General features: G+C 62.7%; 20 protein-coding genes. 6 read left to right on the forward strand and 14 right to left on the reverse strand.

Annotated features, from left to right (window positions below):
- Window positions 1–237 precede the first annotated feature (237 nt).
- The 3 genes from ACW4DH_RS14705 (at window position 238) to ACW4DH_RS14715 (ending at window position 4,043) form a co-directional block, all read left to right on the forward strand.
- On the forward strand, window positions 238–702 hold the full coding sequence (locus ACW4DH_RS14705) for a MerR family transcriptional regulator (RefSeq protein WP_459637146.1): 465 nt from the start codon (window positions 238–240) through the stop codon (window positions 700–702).
- 257 nt (window positions 703–959) lie between these two features.
- Window positions 960–3,506 carry a heavy metal translocating P-type ATPase gene (locus tag ACW4DH_RS14710; RefSeq protein ID WP_459637197.1) on the forward strand — a complete coding sequence of 849 codons (2,547 nt, stop codon included), beginning with the start codon at window positions 960–962 and terminating at the stop codon, window positions 3,504–3,506.
- A gap of 117 nt (window positions 3,507–3,623) precedes the next feature.
- Window positions 3,624–4,043, forward strand: coding sequence for a VOC family protein (locus ACW4DH_RS14715; RefSeq protein WP_459637147.1), 420 nt, complete (start codon window positions 3,624–3,626; stop codon window positions 4,041–4,043).
- A gap of 9 nt (window positions 4,044–4,052) precedes the next feature.
- Here the strand turns inward: ACW4DH_RS14715 and ACW4DH_RS14720 are convergent, their stop codons facing one another.
- The 12 genes from ACW4DH_RS14720 to ffh form a co-directional block, all read right to left on the reverse strand.
- A complete protein-coding gene (locus tag ACW4DH_RS14720; protein WP_459637148.1) occupies window positions 4,053–4,664 on the reverse strand; it encodes a YitT family protein in 612 nt (203 codons plus the stop codon).
- A 59-nt stretch (window positions 4,665–4,723) separates the two neighbouring features.
- Window positions 4,724–6,526, reverse strand: coding sequence for a single-stranded-DNA-specific exonuclease RecJ (gene recJ, locus ACW4DH_RS14725; protein ID WP_459637149.1), 1,803 nt, complete (start codon window positions 6,524–6,526; stop codon window positions 4,724–4,726).
- Window positions 6,527–6,600: 74 nt separating this feature from the next.
- Window positions 6,601–7,221, reverse strand: coding sequence for a glutathione S-transferase (locus tag ACW4DH_RS14730; protein ID WP_459637150.1), 621 nt, complete (start codon window positions 7,219–7,221; stop codon window positions 6,601–6,603).
- Window positions 7,222–7,264: 43 nt separating this feature from the next.
- A complete protein-coding gene (thrC, locus tag ACW4DH_RS14735) occupies window positions 7,265–8,653 on the reverse strand; it encodes a threonine synthase (RefSeq protein WP_459637151.1) in 1,389 nt (462 codons plus the stop codon).
- A gap of 3 nt (window positions 8,654–8,656) precedes the next feature.
- Window positions 8,657–9,973, reverse strand: a complete 1,317-nt coding sequence (locus ACW4DH_RS14740) for a homoserine dehydrogenase (protein WP_459637152.1) — start codon at window positions 9,971–9,973, stop codon at window positions 8,657–8,659.
- Window positions 9,974–10,077: 104 nt separating this feature from the next.
- Complete coding sequence (locus tag ACW4DH_RS14745) at window positions 10,078–10,812, reverse strand: DsbC family protein (RefSeq protein WP_459637153.1); 735 nt, start codon at window positions 10,810–10,812, stop codon at window positions 10,078–10,080.
- Window positions 10,813–10,814: 2 nt separating this feature from the next.
- Window positions 10,815–11,702 carry a site-specific tyrosine recombinase XerD gene (gene xerD / locus ACW4DH_RS14750; RefSeq protein WP_459637154.1) on the reverse strand — a complete coding sequence of 296 codons (888 nt, stop codon included), beginning with the start codon at window positions 11,700–11,702 and terminating at the stop codon, window positions 10,815–10,817.
- Window positions 11,703–11,845: 143 nt separating this feature from the next.
- On the reverse strand, window positions 11,846–12,202 hold the full coding sequence (gene rplS / locus ACW4DH_RS14755; RefSeq protein WP_459637155.1) for a 50S ribosomal protein L19: 357 nt from the start codon (window positions 12,200–12,202) through the stop codon (window positions 11,846–11,848).
- A 119-nt stretch (window positions 12,203–12,321) separates the two neighbouring features.
- Window positions 12,322–13,107, reverse strand: a complete 786-nt coding sequence (trmD, locus tag ACW4DH_RS14760) for a tRNA (guanosine(37)-N1)-methyltransferase TrmD (RefSeq protein WP_459637156.1) — start codon at window positions 13,105–13,107, stop codon at window positions 12,322–12,324.
- Between the two features lie 49 nt (window positions 13,108–13,156).
- On the reverse strand, window positions 13,157–13,711 hold the full coding sequence (gene rimM, locus ACW4DH_RS14765; RefSeq protein ID WP_459637157.1) for a ribosome maturation factor RimM: 555 nt from the start codon (window positions 13,709–13,711) through the stop codon (window positions 13,157–13,159).
- 14 nt (window positions 13,712–13,725) lie between these two features.
- Window positions 13,726–13,977, reverse strand: coding sequence for a 30S ribosomal protein S16 (gene rpsP, locus ACW4DH_RS14770; RefSeq protein ID WP_459637158.1), 252 nt, complete (start codon window positions 13,975–13,977; stop codon window positions 13,726–13,728).
- A gap of 154 nt (window positions 13,978–14,131) precedes the next feature.
- A complete protein-coding gene (gene ffh / locus ACW4DH_RS14775) occupies window positions 14,132–15,550 on the reverse strand; it encodes a signal recognition particle protein (protein ID WP_459637159.1) in 1,419 nt (472 codons plus the stop codon).
- A gap of 202 nt (window positions 15,551–15,752) precedes the next feature.
- Here ffh and ACW4DH_RS14780 point away from each other — a divergent pair, with 202 nt between their 5' ends.
- Complete coding sequence (locus ACW4DH_RS14780) at window positions 15,753–16,553, forward strand: cytochrome C assembly family protein (RefSeq protein WP_459637160.1); 801 nt, start codon at window positions 15,753–15,755, stop codon at window positions 16,551–16,553.
- A gap of 104 nt (window positions 16,554–16,657) precedes the next feature.
- A complete protein-coding gene (locus ACW4DH_RS14785) occupies window positions 16,658–17,944 on the forward strand; it encodes an HlyC/CorC family transporter (protein WP_459637161.1) in 1,287 nt (428 codons plus the stop codon).
- Between the two features lie 122 nt (window positions 17,945–18,066).
- On the opposite strand, the gene ACW4DH_RS14790 is transcribed toward ACW4DH_RS14785, so the two are convergent.
- Window positions 18,067–19,965: an MFS transporter gene (locus tag ACW4DH_RS14790; protein ID WP_459637162.1), complete on the reverse strand. Its 1,899-nt coding sequence runs from the start codon at window positions 19,963–19,965 to the stop codon at window positions 18,067–18,069.
- Window positions 19,962–20,576 carry a TetR/AcrR family transcriptional regulator gene (locus tag ACW4DH_RS14795; RefSeq protein WP_459637163.1) on the reverse strand — a complete coding sequence of 205 codons (615 nt, stop codon included), beginning with the start codon at window positions 20,574–20,576 and terminating at the stop codon, window positions 19,962–19,964. Before ACW4DH_RS14795 ends, ACW4DH_RS14790 begins: the two co-directional genes overlap by 4 nt.
- A gap of 184 nt (window positions 20,577–20,760) precedes the next feature.
- Here ACW4DH_RS14795 and ACW4DH_RS14800 point away from each other — a divergent pair, with 184 nt between their 5' ends.
- Window positions 20,761–21,438 carry an SOS response-associated peptidase gene (locus ACW4DH_RS14800; RefSeq protein WP_459637164.1) on the forward strand — a complete coding sequence of 226 codons (678 nt, stop codon included), beginning with the start codon at window positions 20,761–20,763 and terminating at the stop codon, window positions 21,436–21,438.
- The last annotated feature ends 6 nt before the right edge of the window (window positions 21,439–21,444 follow it).

Raw genomic sequence — 21,444 nt, forward strand, 5'->3', positions numbered from 1 at the left:
TTGGCCGATAGCCGCAAACAAGTCAAGAGCAAACGTTTGTTTTAAAATCAAACCGGCCAATTCTTTAGTCTTACTTGCACTAACATTCTGGTACGGCCTAGGAGATGCCATTTCGCCACCAGGGCCTCGCGCTTTCAATTAGACATTTCTGTCATGAGCGCGGGGCGTTTATCTCGCTTGACCCATGGGTTACCCAAAGGTTTTAAACTAAGATTCTGAGTTACTCAGGAGGCGCTCATGAAGGTCAGCGAATTGGCTCGGGCAGCGGGGGTCACGGCGGAAACCGTGCGGCACTACACACGCGAAGGTCTGTTACAGCCTCACCGCGATCCCGGCAACGGCTATCAACTGTATGACAGCACGGCGCTCAGTCGCTTGCAGTTCATCCAACGCGCCCGCACGCTGGGCTTTAGCCTCAAGGAGATCAGCGCCATTCTCGATCATGCCGACCACGGCGACTCGCCCTGCCCGATGGTTCGCGATCTGCTCGCTCAGCGGCTGCCGGTCATTCACGCCCGCATCGGAGAACTTCAGGCGCTGGCCCAGCGCATGGAGCAGGCCATGGCCACCTGGCAGGACATGCCCGACGGTACGCCGAATGGTCACAGCCTTTGCCGACTGATCGAGAGTTTCCCGACAGAAAACTGCTGCGCTCCGGTAACTGACGGCGTTTCCTCTCCATGCGTACGGAGGTCTTCATGAGCCATGATTATCAGCGCCACGTGCCGGGCATGAGTTGCCAAGGCTGCGTGGCCAAAATGCGCCGCGCCATACAGGCCCGTGACGCCTCGGCCAATGTCGAAGGCATTCCCGCCGAGCAATGTCTGCACGTCGATACCCACCTCGACGGTGAAACATTGGACAGTGTGCTGCGTGAGGCTGGCTATCCGCCCGAGGCCGCGCCCGAAACGGCCCCTGAGCCCCCCGCCATCACCCATCATGAGCGTCATGTGCCGGGCATGAGTTGCCAGGGCTGCGTGGCCAACATGCGCCGCGCCATACAGGCCCGTGACGCCTCGGCCAATGTCGAAGGCATTCCCGCCGAGCAACGCCTGCACGTCGACACCCGCCTCGACGGTGAAACGTTGGACAGCGTGCTGCGTGAGGCCGGCTATCCGCCCCAGTTGGAAACCGCTGAGGATGACGTCGTGCGAGACACGGACGATACTCCGGCGGACACTACCGAGCTCTCTGATGCTGCGCCGGAAGCCCCGTTCACGGCGCCGCCTCAGGGACCTCCCGTTCGCCTGGCCCTGTCGGGCATTACCTGCGCCGGTTGCGTGCGCACCATCCAGCAAGCCCTCGATGCGACGCCCGGCGTCCAGCATGCCGAGGTCAATTTCGGCACACGTACCGCACAGGTTTACGGCGAGGCCTCGGCACAGCGGCTGATTCGTAGCGTGGAGGATGCCGGCTATGCTGCCGAGGTCATCGAGGACCTGCGCAGAGCGGAGGAGACCCGCGAAGTCAACGAGGCCCGTGAATATCGTCTGCGCCTGCGCGATACCGCGCTAGGCCTGGCTGTCGGTGTGCCGCTGATGGTCTCGATGCTGTTCCGTCATCCCGTGCTCGACGGCGGCGAACGCTGGTTCTGGCTGCTGGTCGGGCTGGTCACGCTTGGCGTGCTGGCCACGGCAGGCCGACGCTTCTTCGTCAACGCCTGGCGGACCTTGCGTCATCATCAAGCCAACATGGACACGTTGATCGCAGTGGGTACCGGCACCGCCTGGTTGTACTCCATGGTGGTGATAGTGTTCCCCGAGCTGATTCCGCCAGCGGCCCGCGGGCTCTATTTCGAGGCGTCGGCGATGATCATCGGTCTGATCAGCTTCGGCCAGGCACTGGAACTCAAGGCGCGTGGGCGCACCAGCCAGGCGCTCAAGCGGCTGTTGGATCTGCAGTCGCGTAGCGCCCGGGTGATTCGCGACGGTGAGGAGCACGAAATCGCTATCGACGACGTCCGTGAAGGTGATCGGCTGCGCGTGCGCCCCGGCGAGCGGCTGCCGGTGGATGGCCTCATCGAGGAGGGTCAGAGCCATATCGATGAGTCGATGCTCACCGGGGAGCCCATTCCGGTCGCCAAGCATGTGAACGATGAGGTGTCCGCCGGCACCGTCAATGGCCGCGGCTCGCTGGTCTACCGTGCCACGCGGATCGGTGCCGATACGCGCCTGGGGCGCATCATCGAGCAGGTCTCCCAGGCCCAGAACTCGCGTCCGCCGATTGGCGAGTTAGCCGACAGGGTTTCGGCGATTTTCGTCCCCAGCGTGATGATCATCGCCGTACTTACCGCGCTGGTGTGGTTCAACATCGGCCCCGAGCCGCGCATCATTCACATGCTGGTTGCCGCAACCACCGTACTGATCATCGCCTGTCCCTGCGCACTGGGGTTGGCCACGCCGATTTCCACCATGATCGGTGTCGGTAAAGCTGCCGAGCATGGCGTGCTGATCCGCAACGGCCAGGCCCTGCAGACCGCCAGCCGTTTGACCACGCTGATCGTCGACAAGACCGGCACACTGACCGAAGGCAAACCGCAGGTCACCGAGGCAGAGTTCTTCGTCTCCGACGAAGCCGCCGCCCTGGGCCAGGTCGCGGCGCTGGAGCGCAGCTCCGAGCATCCCCTGGCCCTGGCCCTGCTGGCCTATGCCGAGACGCGTGGTGTGACGCCTGCCAGCGTCCGCGATTTCGACTCGCTCACCGGGCGAGGCGTCATTGCTTGCACGGATCGGGGCGAGACGCTGCGCCTGGGCAATGCCGCCCTGCTCGAAGACGCCGGTATCGATCTGGAGCCGGGGCGGGCCATGATCCGCCATCTCGAAGCCCAGGCCCGCACCGTGATCCATTTCAGCGTGGATGATCGTCTGGCCGCCGTGTTCGGTGTCAGCGATCCGCTGAGAAGCGATAGCATCGAGGCCGTCCGTCGCCTGCAGGCCGACGGGCTGAAAGTGGTCATGCTGACCGGCGACAACGCGCATACTGCCGCCGCCGTGGCCCGTACCGCGGGGATCGATGAATATCGCGCCGGGCTGCTGCCCGAAGACAAACTGGCCGAAGTCAAGCGTCTGCAGGCGGCGGGCGAAGTGGTGGGCATGACCGGCGACGGCATCAACGATGCCCCGGCACTGGCCCAGGCCGACGTCGGCTTCGCCATTGGCCAAGGCACGGACGTGGCCATCGAGAGCGCCGGCATCACCCTGATGCGCAACTCGCTGCATGGCATCGTCGATGCCATCGAGATCAGCCGGGCCACCCTGCGCAATATCAAGCAGAATCTGTGGGGCGCCTTTGGCTACAACAGCCTGGGCATTCCGATAGCCGCCGGTGTGCTCTACCCCTTCACCGGCCTGCTACTGTCACCGGTCATCGCAGGTATCGCCATGTCGCTGTCCTCGGTGACGGTGGTGAGTAACGCCAATCGGTTGCGCCTGTTCCGGCCGAGTGCGGCACGGAGAAAGACCGCCTCGCCCTCACCCACCCCACCCTCCGAGGAGGTCACGACATGACTTGGCTGGTTAATTTAGGCGGTCTGGCGCTGATTGGATTAATCGCCTGGTGGTTCTGGGGACCCACCTAGGCCGACCAGACGCTAGACTGAAAGGAAATCCTGGCAGGAGGCGCATATGCCGACACTCGACGGTATCATCGAAACAGCGCTCTACGTCGACGACATGACGCGGGCACGGGCATTCTATGAACAGGTCATGGGCCTTGAGGCGTTCACCGCCGACCATCGCTTTACCGCCTATGACGTAGGCGGGCATAGCGTGTTATTGCTGTTTCAGCGCGGCTCGACGCTGGAGACCGTCACCCTGCCCCGCGACATGGGCACCATCCCGCCTCACGACGGCCACGGTCCGCTGCATATCGCCCTGGCCATCTCCCGTGAAGCGCTGCCGGAGTGGGAACGCCATTTCGCGGCCCATAACGTCACCATCGAAGGCCGAACCCATTGGCCCAAGGGTGGCGAAAGCCTGTATTTCCGCGATCCCGACGGCCACCTGCTGGAGCTGGCCACACCCGGGGTGTGGCCCAATTACTGAGCCGACCGACTAACTGAAGCCGATGTAGCGGCCCGGTTTGTGATTGATGGCGATGATCATGTTGATGACCAGCGCGCCGAGGACGGACAGCAGGACCTGCTCGATGCCGACCACGAAGCAGGCGGCAAACAGGATCAGGATATCGACGCCGAGCTGAAAGTAGCCTGCACGGAGGCCGTAGCGATCCTGTAGGTAGAGCGCCAGGATGTTGATGCCGCCGAGGCTCGCGCGGTGGCGAAACAGCACCAACATGCCGATGCCGATCAGTCCGCCACCCAACAGTGCGGCATAGAGCGGATTGAGATGCTCGAAGGTGACCCAGGCGCCGGTCAGCTGAGAGAACAGCGCCACCAGCGCGATCGCGGCGAATGTCTTGAGGGTGAACTGCCAGCCCATGCGCTTGACGGCAAGATAATAGAACGGCAGGTTGATGACGAAGAACAGCAGTCCGAAACTCAGCCCGGTGAGATATTGCAGCAATAGCGCCAGCCCCGCGGTGCTCCCGGTGAGCAGCACGGCTTCACTGTAGAAGGTGATCCCCAGCGACACGAACAGCGTGCCCAGCAGTATCGCCAGAATATCTTCATGCCACCGGTGGGGAACGCCCGACGCCTGTTCCATGCGTTGTTCCTTCTGTTGTTCTTTTCGATGCGTTTCGCGGTTTCGTGTTGTGGCCAAGCCTATAGCGGCTCGGCATACTCGATCATCAATTGCAGCGATTCGCGCCCCTTCCAGCGATTGCGCGACAGCTTGTAGGCGCAGTGCAGCCGTGCCCCCAGGCCGAACGGCGGAACCTCGCCCGGCGTCAGAGCCCGAAACCAGATGGCCCGCAGGCTCACCCCGCCGCTGGAGAGCTCCAGCATCAGATGATTGCCGTCGGCGCCTACGATGCGCAGGTTCTCCACCCCGAATTCGCCCTCGAACAGCGGGGCGTCGAATTCGCGACCGAAAGGCGCCAGGCGCTCAAGTTCGTCCAGCGTGGTTAACGAGAGTTGTGCGGCGGACAAGGCCCCATCGGTAAACACGCAGGGATAGAGTTCACGCTCGCCGAGCTGTTCTCGCACGGCGAGCAGGAACGTGCGCCGGAACTCATCGAGTCGCTCGCGGGGCAGGCCGATGCCCGCCGCGCCACTGTGCCCGCCGAAACGCGGCAGTGCATCAGGCGCCAGATCGTAGGTGCGCTGCAGGGCATCCCGCAGATGCAATCCTTCGATGGAGCGCCCCGAGCCGGTCAGCATGCCGGGCGCCGCCGCCGGTGTGACGACAATGGCCGGCCGGCCGAAGGTCTGCACCAGACGCGAAGCGACGATGCCCTGCACGCCGGCATGGCCATCCTCGAGGAACACTACGATGGCCGGCTCATTGGCTGACAGCGCGGGCATGGCCAGCGTGCGGGCGGCTTCTGCCATGTCCGCCTCGATGGCCTTGCGCGACTGGTTGTCTTGATCCAGCACCTCGAGATGACGGCGCGCGCTGGCATCGTCGGCCGACAGCATGAAATGCAGGGCGGCGTAAGGATCGTCGAGGCGCGAACGGGCATTGATGCGCGGCCCCATCTGGAAGGCCAGCGTCTCGGCGTCGAAGGGCACACTATCGACGCCCAGGCGCTCGGCCATGGCCCGCCAGCAGGCCGCCTCCATGCGATTGATCAGGGTCAGGCCGTGAGTGACCACGGCGCGGTTGGCGGCGCTGCCGCCCAGTGAGACGCAATCCGCCACCGTGCCCAACGCCACATAGGAGAGCCAGGGTGACAACTTGGGTGTCGATTGCGACAACACTCCCTGCTCGATCAGCACCGCTCGGGCCAGCGACATGACCAGCCAGGCCACCATGCAGCCGGCAATCGTCGCATCGGGATACTCGCAGCCATTCTGGGTCGGATTGACCACCGCATAGGCGGAGCTCGGCGGTCCCGCCAGCGGCAGCGCATGGTGATCGGTGACCACCACGTCGATGCCGGCTGCCTTTAACCGGGCGATGCGCGGCTCATCGGAGGAGCCGCAGTCGGCGGTGATCACCAGACTGGGCCGCGGCTTCAGCGACAGAGTCCGCTCGACCAGCGGCAGGCTGATGCCGTAACCATCGTGGATACGATGGCCGATCAGGCTATGCAGCTTGGCGGCCGGCACGCCAAACAGCTCGGTCAGGGTGCGCAGGATGACCACATGCGAGGTGATGCCATCCACATCGTAATCGGTGAGAATGCCGATGTGCTCGCCCTCGCTGACGGCCTGGGCGATACGCTCGGCGGCGCACCGGGCATCTTTGAGCTTCTCGGGGTGCGCCAGGTAACGCAGGCTGGGCTCAAGCAGTGCCGCCATCGGTCCGTCATGTCCAGGCAGACGCCCCGCCACCACCCGAGCCTGGAGCTCGGTCAATCCCTCGACCTGGGCGCGCCGGTAGAGCGCCTCATCGCGCACACGCGGCTGAATGCGCCGGCGCAGGAAGTCCAGCGCCGGACGCGGGGCAACTTCACTGTTCACGGACACTCCTGAAAATAGCTAGCGCCCAGCATGCCGGGCGCGGTGCGATATCGATGCGAGAATGTAGGTATCGTTCAGGCCAACGCGATCATGACGTGATCGCGAAAGGCGGAGCGCGTCGTCAAGCCTTGATACCAGGCCTCCAGGTAGGGAAGCGCCGGGCGCTCGATGGGCATCTCGAACCAGGCATAGGCAAAGCATCCCAGAGGGATATCCCCCATGCCCAGCCGTGATCCTGACAGAAAGGGCTGATCCGCCAAGGCCCGATCCGCCATGCCAAGCAGTTTGCCGCAGGCCTGCAGTCCCTTTTCCAGGGCTTCGACATCCCGATGTTCGGCGGACAAGCGCACGGTATTCCAGAAGACGTCCTTGAAGGGCGTTGCCAGCGATGACGTCGTCCAGTCCATCCACTTATCCGCCCCGGCTCGCACTATGAGGTCCTCGGCATACAGCGATCCCTGACCATGCTTGGCGCAGAGATAGCGTACGATAGCGTTGGATTCCCAAAGAACGACACCATCATCCTGGATGCAGGGGATCAGGCCATTGGGGTTCATCTCGCGATAGGCGGGATCGTTCACGACGCCGTAGGCACCTCCTGCGTCGATCCGCTCGAATGGCACGCCCAGCTCAGCGGCGCACCACAGTACCTTCTTGACGTTGGTGGAATTGCTCCGCCCCCAGATCCTCAACATGGCCCTACTCTCCCTCATCGCGCCTCTCGGCGCCAAAATATCTCTAGCGACGATGCTCGGCGACGAAATCCTGCACTGCCTTGAGCTCGGCCGGTAGCACCTCGTAACGCTCCTCGCGCTCCATCAGGTCCGCCATGTGCAGCGGCAGCGGCACGCCGGGGAAGCCAGCCTTGACCACGGCATCGGCGAACTTGGCCGGATGGGCGGTGGCTAGCGTGATCATCGGCGTGGCGTCGTCGCGGCGGCAACGCTCGGCGGCGCGGAAGCCGGTGGCGGTATGCGGATCGAGCAGTGCCTTGGTGCGATGATGCGCGTCGCGAATCACCTCGAGGATCGTGGCGTCGTCTACGCTGTGGCTGGCAAACAGCTCACGCAGCTTGGCCAGCGGCGCCTCGGCCAGCGCGGTGGGCTCCGTTTGGAAACGCTCGAGCAATTCACGCACGGCATCGCCGTCGCGGTCGTAGGCATCGAACAGCAAGCGTTCGAAGTTCGACGACACTACGATATCCATCGACGGCGCCAGCGTCGCCTCGAGATCGCGCTTGGAGAAATCGTTGTCGGCCAGCGTGCGATGCAGAATGTCATTGGCGTTGGTGGCGATCACGAACTGCCGGACGGGCAGTCCCATCTTGTAGGCCATGTAGCCGGCAAAAAGATTGCCGAAATTGGCCGAGGGTACCGTGAAACTGACCGGGCGGTGCGGGGCCCCCAGGGCGACGCCGGCGGCGACGTAGTAGACGATCTGCGCCATGATGCGCGCCCAGTTGATCGAATTCACCGCCACCAGTCGGGTGCCGTTGAGGAATCCCTGATCGGCGAAGCTGGCCTTGACCATGGCCTGGGCATCGTCGAAGTTACCCTCGATGGCGATGTTGAACACGTTGTCGGCGAGCACCGAGGTCATCTGACGGCGCTGGACCTCGGAGACCCGTTTGTGCGGATGCAAAATGAAGATATCGAGGTTGTCGCAGTGGCGACAGCCCTCGATGGCCGCGGAGCCGGTGTCGCCCGACGTGGCGCCCATGATCACCGCGCGCTCGTCACGCTTTTTGAGAAAGTGGTCAAGCAACCGGCCCAGCAGTTGTAGCGCCACGTCCTTGAACGCCAGCGTGGGGCCGTGGAATAGCTCGAGCAGAAAATGGTTACTGCCTAGCTGATTGAGCGGTACCACCGCCTCGTGGCTGAAGGTCGCGTAGGCATCACGGACGATGTCGCGGAAGGTCGCGTCGTCGATGGCACCGGCGACGAACGGTTTCATTACTCGGAAGGCGACTTCGGCATAAGACAGTCCAGCCATCGCCGCGAGATCATCATGCGAGAACTGCGGCACGCTCTCCGGCACGTAGAGACCGCCGTCGCTGGCCATGCCCGTCAGCACCACATCCTCGAACCCCAGTACGGGCGCCTGCCCGCGAGTACTGATATAGCGCATGGCCTACTCCTGCTCGCTCAAGCATTCCACCCGGATCCGCGTCAACGGACCGGCAATATCCGCTAGCGACTCCAACTGCCGGATCGCCTCGTTCATCTGTTTCTCCCGGGTGCGGTGCGTAAGCAAGATGATCGGCACCAGCTCGCCTTCGGTGGCTTCCTTCTGGATGATCGCCTCGATGGAAATCCCCCGTTCAGAAAGAATCGTCGCGACTCGCGCCAGCACACCCGGACGATCCACGGCCAGCAACCGCAGATAATAGGCGGTGACGATATCTTCCATGGGCAGCATCGGCAGGCTTTCGTCCCCTTCGATAATGCCGCTGAACGCCAGGTAAGGCACCCGGTAATGGTGGTCGGTGGTCATGTCGCGTGCCACGTCGAGCAGGTCGGCGACCACTGCCGACGCGGTGGGTTCGGCCCCGGCACCCGCGCCGTAGTAGAGCGTCGGGCCTACCGCATCGCCCATGATGGCAATGGCGTTTTTCACGCCATGCACGCTGGCCAGCAGGCGCTCCTTGGGAATCAGCGTGGGATGCACACGTAGCTCGAGGCCGGCGTCGGTGCGCCGCGAAATACCCAAGTGCTTGATGACGTACCCCAGGTTGTCGGCCTGCTCGACGTCATCAAAGGTGATGCGCGAAATCCCTTCGGTGTAAGCCTTGTCGAACTGCAACGGCACACCATAGGCGATCGAGGCCAGAATCGTGAGCTTGTGCGCGGCGTCGATGCCTTCCACATCGAAGGTCGGGTCGTTTTCGGCATACCCCAGCGCCTGCGCCTCGGCCAGCACATCCTCGAAGGTCCGGCCTTCGTCGCGCATGTGGGTGAGGATGTAGTTGCCGGTGCCGTTGATGATGCCGGCGAGCCACTGGATACGATTGGCCCCAAGCCCCTCGCGCAGGGACTTGATCACCGGAATGCCCCCGGCGACGGCTGCCTCGAAGGCCACGATCACACCTTTTTCATGAGCGGCACGGAATATCTCGTTACCGTGCACGGCAATCAACGCCTTGTTGGCAGTGACCACGTGCTTGCCGTTCTCGATAGCGGTCATGACCAGCTCACGCGCCGTGTCGTAGCCACCGATCAGCTCGACCACCACATCGATATCGGGATTGCAGACCACCTCGAAAATATCACGGGTCACCTTGACGCCGGTGGTGTCACAATCAGGGTTATCGCTGCGTGCCGCGACCTGCTCAATGACGATAGGCCGTCCTGCGCGGCGCGCGATCTCATCAGCGTTGCGCGTCAGCACATTGAAGGTTCCGCCACCTACGGTTCCTAACCCACAGATACCCACTCTCACCGGTTTCAAGGTCATGCTCCCCTATTGCAATGATGCCACGAACTTGCGAAGTACCGCCCAATGACGCATGGCCCCGCGCCAAGCCGCCAAGGTAGAAATCCCCTCTCGGGGTGTCAATCCTCGATCCCGAGCATCGAGGCCAAACGCTCTGCCGGGACATACCCCGGAACCATCTGCCCATCGGGCAACACGATAGCCGGCGTGCCCTGGATGCCCGAGGCAAGCCCCAGCGCATAGTGCTCATCGACCGGATTGTCGCAATCGGAGGGCGCCTGTAGCGCCTCGCCCCGCATCGCGGCCGTTATCGCCTCGCTGGGGTTATCCGCGCACCAGGCCTGGCGCAGGACCCGAGCGCCCTCCGAGCTTAGCCCCATCCGCGGAAAAGCCAGATAGTCTACCTCGATTCCCATCCGATTGAGACGGGGGACTTCCTGATGAAACTTCTGGCAGTAGGGACACGAGGCATCGGTGAAGACGGTGACCCTGGCCTGTACTTCGCCGGCAGGCTTGAAGACGATCCGTTCAGCCTGCGGCACTGCTGCGAGTTGCGTCTGTCGACGCGCATTCGCGGCCTGTTCGGTGAGATTGACCATCCCCTCGTCGGCATTGTGATAGAGATCACCGACCAGTAGATATTCTCCCTCGGCATCGGCATACAGCGTATTGCCGCCCTGCAGGCGAACTTCATAGATACCCGGCAAGGGCGTATCGTCGATCGACTCCACCGGCATCGGCTTGCCATTGAAATGCAGCTTATCAGCCAACCCTTCTGGCGGCGCCGCCACTCCCCAAGGAGACTGGACGAGGGCGCATAGGCCCAGAAAAAGGGGTAACAGAGCGTGTTTCATTATCAGCCTCGTGGATGATGTTGGGCATGCAACGCTTCCAGGCGGGCCTGGGCAACATGCGTGTAAATCTGGGTAGTCGACAGGTCGCTATGGCCCAGTAACAACTGTACGACCCGCAGGTTGGCGCCATGATTCAATAGATGGGTCGCAAAAGCATGGCGCAGCGTATGCGGTGATAGCGGCTTGTCGATTCCGGCGGCCCGGGCATGCACCTTGATACGGTGCCAGAAGGTCTGGCGCGTCATAAAACCATCGTGACGTCCCGGAAACAGTGGCGCGCGCGTCATGTCGCTCATCAGCGCCCCCCGCGCTTCACGCTGATAACGCGACAGCCAGGCGAGCGCCTCCTCGCCGACCGGCACCAACCGCTCCTTGTCGCCCTTGCCGAGGATCCGCACCACCCCCTGACGCAAATTGACGGCATCGACGCTAAGCCCTACCAGCTCCGAAACACGCAGGCCGCACCCATACAAGACTTCGAGCATGGCCCGATCGCGCAACCCCAGCGGCACGCTGACATCCGGCGCAGTCAGCAGCCGTTCGACCTCCTCCTCGTCCAGCGTGTCCGGCAGGCTGGGGCGCACACGCGGCGGACGCACCTCGGCCAGAGGATCGTGTTCCAGCAGCCCTTCGGCCAGCCCCCAGCGATAGAAGCGCCGCAGACACGACAACAGCCGCGCGGTGGAGCGAGCCTTGTGACTATCGGCACGGCCATCGAGGAAACGCCCCAGCGACTCGGCACGCGGCGTCAGCAACCGCTCACCCCGTGCGTCCAGGAAAGCCTGCCAAGTCTCGAGATCATGGCGATAGGCACTCAGCGTATGCTCGCTGGCACCGCGCTCGAGCCACAACGCGTCCAGAAAGGTATCACGCAACAGTGCATCGTTCATGAGTTATCCTTGCGTCACGCTGCCATCACGCCAGCCAGATACGCAAGAACCCTGCGGCCTCGCGGCCAGCAGGGTTCTCGTCATTGGCGGCTGCACGTCTTACCACCCCGTACACACCGCCATGCCCTTCCCAAAGCGCCCTATCAGGACAGCTTTTCCTTGATGCGAGCAGACTTGCCGCTACGCTCGCGCAGGTAGTACAGCTTGGCCTGACGTACATCACCACGGCGCTTGACTTCGATGGAAGCCACCTGCGGGCTGTAGGTCTGGAAGGTACGCTCGACGCCGACACCGTGAGACACCTTGCGTACGGTGAAAGCGGAGTTCAGACCGCGGTTGCGCTTGCCGATCACCACGCCTTCGAACGCCTGCAGACGCTCGCGGCTACCCTCGACCACCTTGACCTGGACGACGATCGTGTCGCCCGGTGCGAACGCCGGGATTTCCTTGGCCATCTGCTCGGATTCGATCGCCTGGATCACCTTGTTCTTGCTGCTCATAGTCTACTCCTAGATTTCATTGCCTGACGGCGATGTCATGCTTCCACCGTCCGGCATGTGATCCCGGCGCGAAGGCGCGGGAATCGACTGGATATGGGTGACGCATCCGGATCCGCCTTTCATTCGTCGCGGACCTGCCGATGCACCTCCGTCTTTTCGACGTATTCCTCGATGAACTCTTCGAGCAGTGCCTGCTGCTCGCGATCCAGCGAGTGGCTCTCGAGAAGATCGGGCCGCCTGAGCCAGGTACGCCCCAACGACTGCTTCAGACGCCAGCGGCGAATCGCCGCATGGTTGCCACTCAGCAGCACCTCCGGCACCTGCCGGCCATCGATCGTCTCGGGGCGGGTGTAGTGCGGACAATCCAGCAGTCCGCCGGCAAAGGAGTCCTCCTGAGCCGAATCCTGATGTCCCAGAACCCCGGGAATCAACCGCGCCACGCTATCGATCATGACCATCGCCGGCAACTCGCCGCCGGACAGGACATAATCACCGATCGACCATTCTTCATCGATATCGGCTTCCACGACGCGCTCGTCAATACCCTCGTAACGCCCGGCCACCACGACCAGCGACTCAAGCCCCGCCAGCTCCCGGGCGCCCTGCTGATCGAGCGGGCGTCCCTGCGGCGACAGATAGATCACTCGGGGGCGTGAGCTACAGCAATGCGCCGCCGCGTCACGCGCCTCGGCGATGGCCTGGCGCAGGGTTTCCACCTTCATCAACATGCCCGGTCCGCCACCATAGGGGCGGTCGTCCACCGTGCGGTGTCTGTCCGTGGCGTAATCCCGGGGATTCCAGAACTCCACATTCAGCAAGCCCTGCTTGACTGCGCGCCCCGTGACACCATAACGGGTCACCGCCTCAAACATCTCCGGGAACAGCGAGACAACACCAATCCACACGGCACACTACCCACCGGATACGGCTCCACGCCAGGCGTGGTCCGTCATGTCAGAATTCGGGATCCCAGTCCACCGTCAGCGTCGCGGTATTCAGGTCCACGTCGTGAATCACCTCGTCGGGCAGGAAGGGCAACAACCGCTCCCGCTCGTCGAGACTGTCACTGGTCGCCTTGACGACCAGCACATCGTTGGCGCCGGTCTCGAACAGGTAACTTACCTGTCCCAGGCACACGCCCTGCAGCGTGACGACCTTGAGCCCTTCCAACTGATGCCAGTAATAATCTCCCTCGTCGAGCTCCGGCAGTACATCCTTGGGTAACAGGATCTCTGTCCCGGCCAGCTGTTCGGCCTGCTCACGAGAGGTAATGCCTTCAAGTTCGGCCACCAGACCCTTGCCCTGGCGGCGCCCCTGTACGAGACGCAACGATGTTCGCTCGCCACGCAGCAGCAACATCCACTCGGGATATTCGAGGATGCTCTCCATGGGGCTGGTGTAGGAATACACCTTAAGCCACCCTTTCACGCCGTGGGGGCTGGTCAGCTTACCCAGCACCACATACTCGTCACTGCCATGCTGCACAGCGTTGGACGTTTCGCTCGGCATGTCGGGGAGTGGCCTCACGCCTGCTGCTTGCGGGCTTCTTTGAGCAACTCGGCAACACGATCAGAAACCTGAGCGCCCAGGCCCTGCCAATGGGCAGCACGATCCAGATCTACGCGCAGACGTTCTTCCTGACCACGGGCAACCGGGTTGAAGAAGCCGATACGCTCAATGAAACGGCCATCACGAGACTTGCGGGAATCGCTTACAGTCAGGTGGTAGAAGGGACGCTTCTTGGCGCCACCACGTGCCAGACGAATGGTAACCATTGCGTTAACAATCCTTCGGTTGATGTTCGAAATTACGCCACAGACTTGTCATGACAAGCGAGAGGCCGTCATGAAGACGCAGCATTCTACGGAAAACGGCCCGCATTGGAAACCTTTTTCCTTGACAGCCGGCCAGATATCTCCGGCCCGAGGCTCAGCGGCGCGGGAAACCTCCGCCACCGATACCGCCCGGCCCTCCGGGGCCGCCAGGACCTCCAGGACCGCCCATGCCCGGCGGCAGCATGCCGGACATGCCCCGCATCATCTTTTGCATGCCGCCCTTCTTGCCGACCTTTTTCATCATCTTCTGCATCTGTTTGTGCTGCTTGAGCAGACGATTGAGATCGGGCACCTGCAGCCCTGCGCCGGCGGCGATACGCCGCTTGCGTGAGCCGTTGATGAGCTCCGGCTTGTGGCGCTCCTTGGGCGTCATGGAGTTGATCAGCGCCTCGAGCTTGCCCAGTTCCTTCTCGCTGGCCTGGCTCTGCGCCATCTCGGCCATCTGCCCCATCCCCGGCAGCTTGGACATCAGGCTTCCCATGCCGCCCATGCTCTTGAGCTGCTGAAGCTGGTCGCGGAAGTCTTCGAGATCGAAGCCCTCGCCCTTCTTGACCTTCTTGGCCAGCTTGTCGGCCTTGTCCTTGTCGACGCTGCGTTCGGCCTCTTCGATCAGCGACAGTACGTCGCCCATGCCGAGGATGCGCGACGCGACGCGATCCGGGTGGAACGCTTCCAAGGCATCGACCTTCTCGCCCACGCCCAGGAACTTGATCGGCTTCCCGGTAATGTGGCGCACCGATAGCGCCGCCCCGCCCCGCGCGTCGCCATCCGCCTTGGACAGGATCACCCCGGTCAGCGGCAGCGCTTCGTGGAAGGCCTTGGCGGTATTGGCGGCGTCCTGGCCGGTCATGGCATCGACGACGAACAGCGTTTCCTGCGGCGCAACGGCGCGATGCAGGGCCTGGATTTCGTCCATCATCGCGGTATCGATATGCAGGCGGCCCGCCGTGTCCACGATCACCACGTCATGGAACTGGATCTTGGCGTGCTTGATGGCCGCCTCGGCAATGGCCACCGGCTGCTGATCGCTCGAGGAGGGGAAGAAGTCGACCTCGACTTCCCGCGCCAGCGTCTCGAGCTGATCGATGGCCGCCGGGCGGTAGACGTCCGCCGAGACGACCAGCACTTTCTTCTTCTCGCGTTCGCGCAGGTAACGTGCCAGCTTGGCTACCGAGGTCGTCTTGCCCGCGCCCTGCAGGCCCGCCATCAGAATCACCGATGGCGATCCCTTGAGCGACAAGGCTTCGCTCTCGCCCATGATCGCTTCCAGCTCCTGCTGGACGATCTTGACGAACTGCTGCCCCGGCGACAGGCTGCGCGAGACTTCCTGGCCGACTGCGCGCTCGCGCACACGCTCGATGAAGGCCTTGACCACCGGCAACGCCACATCGGCTTCCAGCAGTGCACGGCGCACCTCGCGCAGGGTGTCCTTGATATTGTCTTCGGTCAGCTTGGCCTGGCCGGTGATCGACTTAAGCGTCCGCGACAGGCGATCGGTCAAACTCTCAAACATGGGCCTCTCCGGCAGGGGTGCCTTAGCATAATGGGGGGGATTATACGCCTTCCTCTCGTCAGTCTCCATGCACCGTCCAGGGTGTCTTTTGTTGTCGCACTTGACCGGCGATGGCTGGGCGCCAATGCCTCGATTGGGTATAGTAACGCCCGAACCGATTCTCTTTTACTGCTTCGCCGCCTAGCGGCATGGATTGCAACCGATGCAGGCGCTTCCTTTCGCCCTTCTCGCTATCATCTTCTATCTGGGTGCCGGTTCCTGGCAGGGCCTGACCCTGGCGCGCCGAGTGCCGCCGCGCCCGCCCCTGGTGCGCGGCATCGGATTGCTCGCGGTCGCCTGCCATGCCGTGGTGGTGGTAGTGAGCGTCGGAGGTGCCAGCGGGCTGCACCTGGGCCTGTTCGAGAGCGCCTCACTGATCGGCTGGCTGATTGCCCTGCTGCTACTGATAGTCAGCCTGTTCAAGCCGGTGCTCAATGCCGCCGCGGGCCTCTTTCCCCTGGCCGCACTAACCGTACTCGCCGTGGTCGGTCTGCCCAGCGCCGCCGTCGAATCAGGGCTTTCGGCGGGTATCGTCTTTCACATTCTGACCTCGGTGGTGGCTTTCTCGCTGTTCACCATCGCCGCGGTCCAGGCCGTGCTGCTGGCGTTCCAGAACCATGCGCTCAAGACGCGCCATACCCTTGGCATCGTTCAGGTATTACCGCCGTTGACCAGCATGGAACGATTACTCTTCGAGCTGATCTGGAGCGGCATGCTGCTACTGACGGCCTCCATCATCAGCGGCTTCATTTTCCTGGATAATCTTTTTGCCCAGCACCTGGTACACAAGACAGTACTGTCGATTATCGCCTGGCTGATATTCGCGGGGCTGCTGTCGGGGCGCCACTGGCTGGGCTGGCGCGGCGCGCGTGCCGTACGCTGGACATTGGTCGGCTGCGCGGCACTGCTGCTGGCCTTCTTCGGCAGCAAATTCGCCCTTCAGATCATTTTCCCGCCGGGCTGATTCCACTTTCGACGGAACGAGTACGGATACTCGCCGGATTCCTTGACACATCATCGGGTAATCCCTACAAACGAATCTGATATGTCATTGAGGACTCCTCTACATTGAACGACGACATCCCCCTGGGGCTGCTGTTCGGCCTGCTTTTCCTGCTTATCTGCCTGTCTGCGTTCTTTTCCAGTTCGGAAACCGGCATGATGTCCATCAACCGTTACCGCTTGAGCCACCGAGCCAACAGCGGCGAACGGGCCGCCAAACGAGTGATGAAACTCCTCGCCCGCCCCGACCGGTTGATCGGCGTCATTCTGATCGGCAACAACTTCGTCAATAACCTTGCCGCCTCCATCGCCACCATCATCGCCATCCATTTTTTCGGCGACGTTTCCGGCCCGGCCATTTCCACGCTGGTGCTGACGATTGTAGTGCTGATTTTCGCCGAGGTGACACCCAAGACCTACGCCGCCATCAAGCCGGAGCGTATCGCTTACCCCACCTCCGTGGTCCTCGATCCATTGCTGAAAGTGCTTTACCCGCTGGTGTGGCTGGTTAATGCGATATCCAATGGCCTGTTGCGCCTGATGGGGGTCAAGGAGATCGAAGGTGGTGCCGACAATCTGACCCGCGATGAGCTACGTACCGTGGTTCACGAAGCCGGTACCCTGATTCCGCGTCGCCACCAGGCCATGCTGCTGTCGATTCTCGACCTCGAGAACGTCACCGTGAACGACATCATGGTGCCGCGCCACGAGATTGTGGGTCTCGACCTGGATGATGATCTCGAAACCCTGCTCACTCAGATCCGCGCCAGCCAGCATACGCGCCTGCCGGTCTACAAGGGCGACATCAACAACATCATCGGCATCCTGCACCTGCGCAACGCTGCACGCTTTTTGTCCAAGCCGGAGCTGACCAAGGTCGCCATCGTTCAGGAAGCCCGCGAACCCTACTTCATTCCCGAATCCACGCCACTGCACACCCAACTGCTCAATTTTCAGCAGCAGAAGCGCCGCATCGCCATCGTGGTCGACGAATACGGGGACGTACAGGGCCTGGCCACGCTGGAAGACATTCTCGAAGAGATCGTCGGCGAATTCACCACCGATGTCGCCGGCAATCACCGGGAGATCCATCTGCAGGATGACGGCAGCTATGTGATCGAAGGCACGACCAACATTCGCGATATCAACAAGGTCCTCGGCTGGCAGCTGCCCACCGACGGCCCGAAAACGCTCAACGGTCTGATCCTCGAACATCTCGAATCGTTTCCCGATGCTCCGGCGTGCCTGCAGGTCGGCGCCACGCGCATGGAGATACTGACGCTGAAGGACAACCTGATCACCTCGGCCCGCTGCTGGCACCAGGCCCGCCGCGCCCGCAAGCTCATCCCCTGACAGGCGAGGCAACTCGCCGCCTGGCAACCACGCGTCTAAACCGATCAGGCCCGCTCACGAATCGCGAGCGGGCCTGATGTTATATCGCCTTTCGGCGAGAGCAGCCGTACCGCTGCGCCCACTTAGTGCCGTATATCGGCCTCGGCCTGAAGCTTGAGTTCGCGCACCTTGGCCTCCAGACGCTCGCGTGTTGCCTCCGACGCCTTGAACGACTGACCGAAATAGAGCGCCACGCGCGGTCGGAAGCGCCGCGGACACTTGGTGAAGGCACGGCCTTCGCAATGCGATGTCCAGGATCCCCATAGCCCAGCCAGCGCGGCCGGCACCACCGGCACCGGATCACGCCTCAAAATGATATCCACGCCGCGCCGGAAGCGGTGCACTTCGCCATCCGGTGTCAGGCGCCCTTCGGGAAACAGCATGACCACCTCGCCCTGGCGCAGCGCATGGCTGACCTCGTCCAGTGCCCGCCGGATTCCGCCCGGATCGCGACGTTCGGAATCCACCGGTATCGCCCCGGCGATGCGGAAAAACCAGCTTAGCCCGCGCGACTCGTAGATGGGCCTGTCCATCAGAAAGCGCAGCGGACGCGGGCAGGCGCCGCCCAGGATCAACGCATCCATGAAACTGACGTGGTTGCATACCACCAGGGCTGCACCGCTCGAGGGTATTTCGCTCCGGCCTCGAAAGCGCACCCGATAGAGCACCCGCATCAGTACGAAGATCATCAATCGCAGCACCGGCCTGGGGTTGGCCACCAGCAGGCCCATGCCCAACGCCAGCGCGAGCAGCGCCAGACACAGGAAGAACACATGCAGCGAGGCACCGATCAAGCTCAACACGATAATGCCGAACAATGCCGCGGCGACCATGAATAGGGCGTTGAGAATATTATTGGCGGCAAACATCCGGGCGCGATGCTCCTCTTGGCTAAGCGTTTGGATCAGGGTGTACAGGGGCACGATGTATAACCCGCCCCCCACGCCGATCATGGCCAGGTCCAGCGCCATGATCCAGAAGCCGGGCTGTACCAACAGTGCCTCCAGTGCCAGCGCTTCACCCGGCAGGCCGGCCCCAGGCAGCGCCGGCTGCAGGGCAAGCTCGAGCCCCGCCAGCCCGATGATCAATGCTCCGATCGGTACCAGCCCGACCTCAAGACGCCCCGCCGATAACCGGGCACACAACAATGCGCCGGCTCCCACCCCCAAGGCGAAGGCGCCCAGCAGGGTGCTTACCGCAGCCTCGCCGCCCTGCACCACATCGCGCGTCCAGGCCGGCAGTTGGGTCAGATAGCTGGCGCCGAGAAACCAGAACAGGCTGATTCCCACCAAGGCAGTGAACACACGCCGATTGCGCCAGCTGTCGCGCAACACCGCCAAGGTGCCGGTCAACGGCTGCCAGGTCACCGGTCCCGGCGCCGAAGAAGGCGCGCTGGGCACGCCCAGGCTAGCCAAATAGCCCAACACCGCCAGCCCCACTAGCGTGGCGGCGATGGCGCCCCGCGCCCAGACACCCTCCAGCGAGGCCAGCACACCCGCCAGCAGCGTGCCTAGCAGGATCGAAACGAAGGTCCCCAGATTCACCCAGGCATTGCCCTTGACCAGCTCGGTAGGGGCGAGATGCTGGGGGAGAATGGCGTATTTGACCGGGCCGAACAGCGCCGACTGCGTGCCCATCATGAACAGCAGGCCGAGCAGCAGCGCAAAAGCCTCGTACCACACCGCCAGGGCGGCCACGCACATGGTGGCCAGTTCCAGCAGCTTCAGGCGACGTATCAGGGTACGCTTGTCGAGTCGGTCGGCCAGGGTACCGCCCCAGGCGGAAAACAACAGAAACGGCAGAATGAATAGGCCTGCCGCGAGATTATTGAGCAACCCCGTATCCCAGCCATGACGCGGCACAGCGACAAAGGTCAGCAACAGCAGCAGCACGTTCTTGAAGACATTGTCGTTGAACGCCCCCAGCGACTGGGTCCAGAAGAAGGGGGCGAAACGACGCTGGGCGAGTAAGGCGGATGTCACGGGGCTCTCGGAGAATGCTTGAGTCCGGCCAGAATAGTCGTCAGCAGCTGCTCGAGCAGCTCCGGCACCTCGAGCAGCTGGCCCTGCCAGTAGCCCAGGCGCTCGTTGAGCCCCAACTGCACCAATCCGTGCACACTGCCCCATAGCGTCCTGGCCATGCGCCGGGCTTCGAGATCGCCCAATTCCGGCTGGTACTCCTTGAGAGCCGCCTCGACACGTGCAAACAAGCCCTCGATCATGTCATTTTGGCGTTGATCGAGTTCGCCTTCCTGCGCCAATGGATAATCGAAGAGCATCTGCCAACGGTAGGGTTCACGCTGGGCGAACTGCCAGTAGGCCATGGCCAGCGATTTCAGCTGTGGCTCGGGCGTGGCGCCGCTCAATTCTCCCACGGCATGACGCAGCCGACCCAGAGTTTCGATATTGACGTACTGCAGCAGATTACCGAAGCTGCCGTAAAGCTTCAGCAGCGTACTCGGCGCACAACCGACCTCTCTTGCCAAGGCGCGCAACGACAATGTATGCACGGGATTTTCGCGCAGCCAAGCATCACACGCCGCCATGACCTGGGCATGCAGCGCCTCGGGCGCATGCTGTCTGGGACGAGCCATTGAGTTCCTCACGTCTGGATGTCGGACCGAAACCGAGCCGACCGAGCACCGTCGCCACAACTCCATGCGCGAACAGTGTTTTCACCAGCATATCGAGACAGCGCGCAAACGCAAGTAGCAACGTCTTACTAGTCACGTCTTATTGCCTTAGCTAACCTGTCGCAGCAATGACTCAGGAGTCCTCATGGCCGGCCGACTGCACATTACTTCGTGGGAGCCGTCACGCCTGCTACCCGGCCTGACGGTCGATCACACGCCCATCACCAGCCCCAACCTTGCGCCACGCCACCCTCTGTCGATGATCCGGCTCGAGCAGGATGCGCCACGCCTGGTGCCGGCATTCTGGGGACTGACGCCTCCCTGGCTCAAGGTTCTCGATCACGCGCCACACTGCGCGCGCGCCGAGTCATTGCAACAGCGCGCCATGTTCCGCGAGGCCTTCGCCGCCCGGCGCTGCCTGATTCCGGTCAGCGGTGTCTATGTCTGGAAGCCCCAGCCACGCATGAAGCAGCCCTTCCTGGTGACCCGGGCCGACCGAGGCCCGTTGCTGCTGGCCGGCGTGTGGTGTCGCTACCACACCACCCTGACCGCCTTCACCGACTCGACGGCGCTGATTACCGTGGCGGCCAACTCACTGATTGCGCCGCTGAGCGATCGTTTTCCCGCCATCATCGACCCGGCCCAGGCAGGCGCCTGGCTGGACCCCGGGACGCCGGTTGACGTCGCCCAGGCGCAGCTCGTTCCGGCTCCCTTGGAACTGTTGGGCATATTTCCGGTATCAAGGCTGGTGAACGATCCTTTGCACCAGGACTGGAGCTGCGGCCACCCCACCGGGCCGATGGCCGTTTGGCAACTGACTTAAGGAGTG

It is taken from the genome of Halomonas sp. WWR20 (assembly GCF_054602495.1).